We start from the raw sequence: 6,000 nt of genomic DNA on the forward strand, positions 1-6,000 counted from the left end.
AGGCAGGTCAGGCCGGTCGCGACCAGCGCCGCAAACTTCACATGACGCGCAGGCTCGGTTTCATGTGCCGAACAGCGCCGCCAGCAGCACCGCCATGGTCACGGCCACCGCGGCTCGCCCCAGCTCGGGCAGCGCTGTTTACCCGGCCATCGTGGTCTGCAGAGGGTGAAACCCCGGTCAAGAAGCGCGGCTCCGTTGTCGACATTGCGCCAACCGGTCACCCCAAAGCGCGCCCGAACCGGCGGCCAGCGGCGTCACGCGCCACCCTCGCGCGCAATCGCCAGTGATCAATCACCGGGGGAAAATGCGGGGCGCTCAGCGCACCCCGTGCATCAGCTTGTTGATCAGCGGCGCGATCAGGAACAACACCACGCCGCCGCCCAGCAGGATCCAGAAGCCCATGGTGTAACCGGACAGCGCCGATTCCACCGTCATGCCGGTCTCGCCGCTGACGTGGCCGGCAAACAGTCCCGCCAGGTTGTTGCCGATGGCGGTGGAGAGGAACCAGCCGCCCATGCCCAGGCCCACCAGCCGCAGCGGCGCCAGCTTGGTCACCATCGACAGGCCGATCGGCGACAGGCACAGCTCGCCGGCGGTCTGCAGCACGTAGCACAGCACCAGCGTCCACAGCGGGATCATGCCGTCGCTGCCGACCAGGTTGGACAGCGCATACATCAGCACCGCAAAACCCAGCGCGTTGCCGATCAGGCCCAGGCCGAACTTGCGCGGAATCGACGGCTCGGCGCGACGCTTGTCCAGCCATGCCCACACCAGCGTCACCAGCGGCGCCAGCAGCACGATGGCCACCGGGTTCACCGACTGGAACCAGCCGATGGGGAAATCCCAGCCGCCCAGGTTGCGGTCCACAATGTGCTGCGCCAGGAAGTTGAACGAACTGCCGGCCTGTTCGAAGAACATCCAGAACAGCACGTTGAAGGCGAAGATGATCAGCATCGCGATCACCCGCTGGATCTGCACGCGGCCGGTGCGGATGGCCTCGACCACCAGCATCACCGCCACACCCAGGAACAGCACCGTCAACAGCCACTGCAGCACCACCGCGCCGGCGCGATCCATCAGCAGATACACCAGCGGAATGGCCACCAGCACGCCCAGCGCCACCCACACCACGCGCACGCGGCTGGCGATTTCCGGTGCCGGGCGACCCACCATGCCCAGCTGGCGGCGACCGAACCAGAACCACACCAGGCTGATCAGCATGCCCACGCCCGAAGCGGCGAACACCACGTGGTAGTTCTGGTGCCCCGGCGTGCCGAACACGCGCGTGGCCAGCAGGCTGGTCAGCACCGGCGCAATCAGCGCGCCCGCATTGATGCCCATGTAGAACAGCGTGAAGCCGCGGTCGCGGCGCGAATCACCCGGCGCATACAGCTGGCCCACCATCGAGGAAATGTTCGGCTTGAACAGCCCGTTGCCCACGATCACCGTGGCCAGGCCGAACATGAACACCTGATGGTTCGGCACCATCACCATGAACAGCCCCGCGGACATCACCACCGCACCCAGCAGGATCGATCGCTGGTAGCCGATGATCTTGTCCGCCACGTAACCACCGAACACCGCGGTGGCATACACCAGCGCCAGATACGCGCCGTAGGTGCGGCTGGCGGAAGCCTGGCCGGCATCGTCGCCGCCGTAGAACTGCGCCACGATGTACAGCGTCAGCGCCCAGCGCATGCCGTAGAACGCAAAGCGCTCCCAGAACTCGGACATGAACAGCATCCACAGCGGCCGCGGGTGGCCCAGCAGTTGCGGGTAGTCAGGCGCGCCGCGCGGCGCGGCGGTGTCGGTAGCAGGAGTCATGGTTTCCCCTCAAGCGTCAGGTCGGCACTTCACGTGCGGATCGATTCAATATGTGCGCGAAGGTGTACCCGCTGGCCGCGCGCGCCGTCAAATGCGCCGCAGCATTTGCAGCCCTGCCACTGCAGGGCCGGTTGATCAGCTGCCCAGGATGGTGCGCACGTCCAGCAGCTCGGGGAAAAATTCCAGTTCCAGCGCTTTTTTCAGGAAACCCACGCCCGACGAGCCGCCGGTGCCGCGGCGGTGGCCGATGATGCGTTCCACCGTCTTCATGTGCCGGAAGCGCCATAGCTGGAAGCTTTCCTCCACATCCACCAGCTGCTCGCACATGTGGTATTCGGGCCAGAAATCGGCGCGATGCTCGTAGATGCGCTTGATCGCCGGCAACAGCGCCTCGCTGCGCTGGTACGGCTGGGCCCAGTCGCGCTGCAGCAGGTTCGCCGGCACGGCGTGGCCGCGACGCGACAGGTAGCGCAGGAATTCGTCGTACAGGCTGGGCGCTTCCAGGATCCCGCGAAGCGCGGCCTGGGCCACCGGATCATGGGCAAACACCGCCAGCATCGCCGGCTGCTTGTTGCCCAGCAGGAATTCGATCTGCCGGTATTGCAGCGACTGGAAGCCCGACGACGGGCCCAAGGCGTGGCGGAACTCCAGGTACTCCGACGGCGTCAACGTCTCCAGCACCGCCCATTGCTCGAACAGCTGGCGCTGGATCTGCTTCACCCGGGCCAGCACCTTGAGGCAGGCGTCGATCTGGTCGCGCTGCAGGTGATCCACGGCGGCCTTCATCTCGTGGATCATGAGCTTCATCCACAGCTCCGCCACGTGATGCTGCACGATGAACAACATCTCGTCGTGATACGGCGGATCGCTCAGCGGTCGCTGCGCCGACAGCAGCGTGTCCAGTTGGAGGTAACCGCCGTACGTCATCCGCCCGTCAAGATCGGTCTGGATGCCCTCCTCAAGCTCACGCTGGTTGTCGCTCATGCCGGTTCCGTATGCCGCAAAGCGGCCATGGTAACGGCTGCCCGGCGGTGCGGTCTTGACCTATGGCAGGCGTACCGACGCGGGCGGGCAATTACAATGTCGGTTCCACGCCTTGAGGAAGCGCCTTAAAACAGCCATATAACAGAGGCTTACACGATTTTCATACAGCCGCCGATGTTGCGCTGTACCTTGCCGCCCCACGAACGGGCCTGTTATCAAGCGCGGTCTTGTCTGGTCGGTTTCGTGCGCCGGGATGGTTTTCCAGCCGCCATGGCGCCGTCCACCGCCTTTGTTCCCCCTAGATTCCCCACCTCGGAGCGAGTCGTGACTATCGCCGCCAAGTTTGAAATTGAATACCTGCAATACCTCGATGCCGAGGGCAAGCAGATCCGGGACGACCTGCCCGCTTTCGCCAACGACCTCGAGCACATGGTCGGGCTGTACAAGACCATGCTGTCGACCCGCGTGTTCGACGCCAAGTCGGTGGCGCTGCAGCGCACCGGCAAGCTGGGCACCTACGCCAGCTGCCTGGGTCACGAGGCGGCCCACGTGGGCGTCGGCAGCGCCATGAAGCCCGAAGACGTGCTGACCCTGAGTTATCGCGAATACGGCGCGCAGCTGTACCGCGGCGTGCAGCCGCGCGAGGTCTACATGTACTGGGGCGGCGACGAGCGCGGCAACGATTACCAGAACGAGCCGGCCCGCCACGATTTCGCCTGGTCGGTGCCGATCGCCACCCAGTGCCTGCACGCCGCCGGCTCTGCGCTGGCATTCAAGATCCGCAAGGAGCCGCGCGTGGCGGTGTGCACGGTGGGTGACGGCGGTTCGTCGAAGGGCGATTTCTACGGCGCCATCAACATCGCCGGCGCGCAGAACCTGCCGATGGTGGCGGTGATCGTGAACAACCAGTGGGCGATCTCGGTACCGCGCCGGATCCAGTCCGGTGCCACCACGCTGGCACAGAAAGGCATCGCCGCCGGCCTCGACTGCATCCAGGTCGACGGCAACGACATCATCGCCGTGCGCAAGGCGATGGGCGACGCGCTGGACCGCGCCCGCAAGGGCGAGGGCGCCAGCGTGGTCGAGCTGGTCACTTACCGCTTGAGCGACCACACCACCGCCGACGACGCCCGCCGCTACCGCGGCGAGGATGAGGTGAAGGACGCCTGGAGCAAGGATCCGATGAAGCGCCTGCGCAACTGGCTGACCGCCAGGGGCGCGTGGGACGACGCCAGGGAAGAAGCCTGGAAAAACGAATGTGATGAGTGGATGGACAACGAAGTGAACGCCTATCTCGAAACCAGGAGCCAGCCGGTGACGGCGATGTTCGACTACATCTTCGCCGAAGTGCCCGCCGATCTCGCCAAACAGCGCGATTACGTCCTTTCCCTCGAACAGAAGGGGCACTGACCCATGGCGCAGATCACACTGGTTGAAGCAGTAACCCAGGCACTGGCCTACGAGATGGCCCACGACGATTCCGTCGTGGTGCTGGGCGAGGACGTGGGCGTCAACGGCGGCGTGTTTCGCGCCACCCAGGGCCTGCAGGAAAAATTCGGCGAACTGCGCGTGCTGGATACGCCGCTGGACGAAGCCACCATCGCCGGCGTCACCGTGGGCCTCGCCGCGCAGGGCATGAAGGCCGTGGCCGAAGCGCAATTCGAGGGTTTCATCTACCCGATGATGGAGCAGATCGCCTGCCACGCCGCCCGCATGCGCAACCGCACCCGCGGGCGCATCACCGTGCCGGCGGTGTTCCGCGCACCGTGGGGCGGCGGCATCCGCGCGCCGGAGCATCACTCCGAGGCGAACGAGCACCTGTTCACCAATATCCCCGGCCTGCGCGTGGTGCTGCCCTCCTCGCCCGCGCGCGCCTACGGCCTGTTGCTGGCGGCGATTCGCGATCCCGATCCGGTGATCTTCTTCGAGCCCAAGCGCATCTACCGCCAGTACAAGGAAGAGGTGCCCGACGACGGCGAGGCGCTGCCGCTGGATGTGTGCTTCGTGCTGCGCGACGGCACCGACGTGACCCTGGTGACCTGGGGTTCGCAGGTGAAGGAATGCCTGGAAACCGCCGACGAACTGGCCGCCGAAGGCATCAGCGCCGAAGTGATCGACGTGGCCACGCTGACCCCGCTGGATTTCGACACCATCGCCGAATCGGTGCAGAAAACCGGCCGCTGCGTGATCGTGCACGAGGCGCCGAAAACCGCCGGCTTCGGCGCCGAGATCGCCGCGCGTCTGTCCGAGGAATGCTTCTACGACCTGCTGGCGCCGGTCGAGCGCGTCACCGGCTTCGACACCCACATCCCGCTGTTCCGCCTGGAAATGAAATACATGCCCAGTGTGGAACGCATCACCGCGGCCGTGAAGCGTACGCTGGCGGTCAGCTGAGCTGACCGCCGGGAATCGGGATTGGGGATTCGGGATTCGTCAAAGCAGCACCCGCTCCGTCTCGCCGGTTTCCCGGTCCTTTTTGCCAATGGAGCGGGAATCGCCAAAAATCGACAGCCCGCGCCGCTTTTCCCAATCTCAAATCCCGTCTCCCGAATCCCGGAAAAAAAATGGCTGACCTCAAGACGTTCTACCTGCCCGACCTCGGTGAAGGCCTGCCCGATGCCACCGTGGTCGAGTGGCACGTGAAAGTGGGCGACAGCATCAAGCTGGATGCGCCGCTGTGCTCGATGGAAACCGCCAAGGCGATCGTCGACGTGCCCTCGCCGTACACCGGCAAGGTCACCAAGCTGCACGGTGCGCCGGGCGACGTGATCGAGACGGGGGCCGCACTGGCCGAGTTCGAACCGGACCCCAACGCCAAGCAGCGCGCCGAAGCCGAGTCCACCGGCCATCACCACGGCCCGCGCAAGAGCGTGGGCAGCCCGGCGCCGGACAACCGCCAGAAAGTCGTGGCGTCGGATGAAGGCGGCGAAGTGGCCGTGCACGGTACCGACCGCGAGGACGAAGGCACCGTGGTCGGCGCGATGGTCAGCGGCAACACCGTGCATGTGGAACAGGCCGCCTCGGTCGGCGGCGTGAAAGCCGTGCCCGCGGTGCGCGCGTTGGCGAAGAAGCTGAAGGTCGACCTGGCCCGCGTGGCACCCAGCGGCGCCGACGGCGTGGTCACGCTGAAGGATGTGAAGGAAGCCGCCGCCAACGGCTCCGCTCCGCTCCCCTCTCCCGGTACCGGGAGAG

Annotated in this window: 5 protein-coding genes; 3 read left to right on the forward strand and 2 right to left on the reverse strand. The window is 65.8% G+C overall.

All coding sequences use genetic code 11. The features are described 5' to 3' along the window. Positions 1-315: 315 nt before the first annotated feature. Together UU9_RS04030 and UU9_RS04035 are read right to left on the reverse strand one after the other, a co-directional pair. Positions 316-1,824, reverse strand: a complete 1,509-nt coding sequence (locus UU9_RS04030; RefSeq protein ID WP_007080442.1) for a peptide MFS transporter — start codon at positions 1,822-1,824, stop codon at positions 316-318. A gap of 135 nt (positions 1,825-1,959) precedes the next feature. After that, a complete protein-coding gene (locus UU9_RS04035; RefSeq protein ID WP_007080443.1) occupies positions 1,960-2,808 on the reverse strand; it encodes a tryptophan 2,3-dioxygenase in 849 nt (282 codons plus the stop codon). A gap of 324 nt (positions 2,809-3,132) precedes the next feature. On the opposite strand from UU9_RS04035, the gene pdhA reads away from it, so the two are divergent. The 3 genes from pdhA to UU9_RS04050 all read left to right on the forward strand — a co-directional run. Next, positions 3,133-4,218 carry a pyruvate dehydrogenase (acetyl-transferring) E1 component subunit alpha gene (pdhA, locus tag UU9_RS04040; protein WP_007080444.1) on the forward strand — a complete coding sequence of 362 codons (1,086 nt, stop codon included), beginning with the start codon at positions 3,133-3,135 and terminating at the stop codon, positions 4,216-4,218. A gap of 3 nt (positions 4,219-4,221) precedes the next feature. Further along, the gene (locus UU9_RS04045) at positions 4,222-5,202 is read left to right on the forward strand and encodes an alpha-ketoacid dehydrogenase subunit beta (protein ID WP_007080445.1); all 981 of its coding nucleotides are present in this window, start codon (positions 4,222-4,224) and stop codon (positions 5,200-5,202) included. Positions 5,203-5,372: 170 nt separating this feature from the next. After that, positions 5,373-6,000 (forward strand): biotin/lipoyl-containing protein (locus UU9_RS04050; RefSeq protein ID WP_007080446.1); only part of this gene is annotated, 628 nt, incomplete at its 3' end.

Origin of the sequence: Rhodanobacter fulvus Jip2 (assembly GCF_000264315.1) — a bacterium.
GTDB classification, from domain to species: domain Bacteria; phylum Pseudomonadota; class Gammaproteobacteria; order Xanthomonadales; family Rhodanobacteraceae; genus Rhodanobacter; species Rhodanobacter fulvus.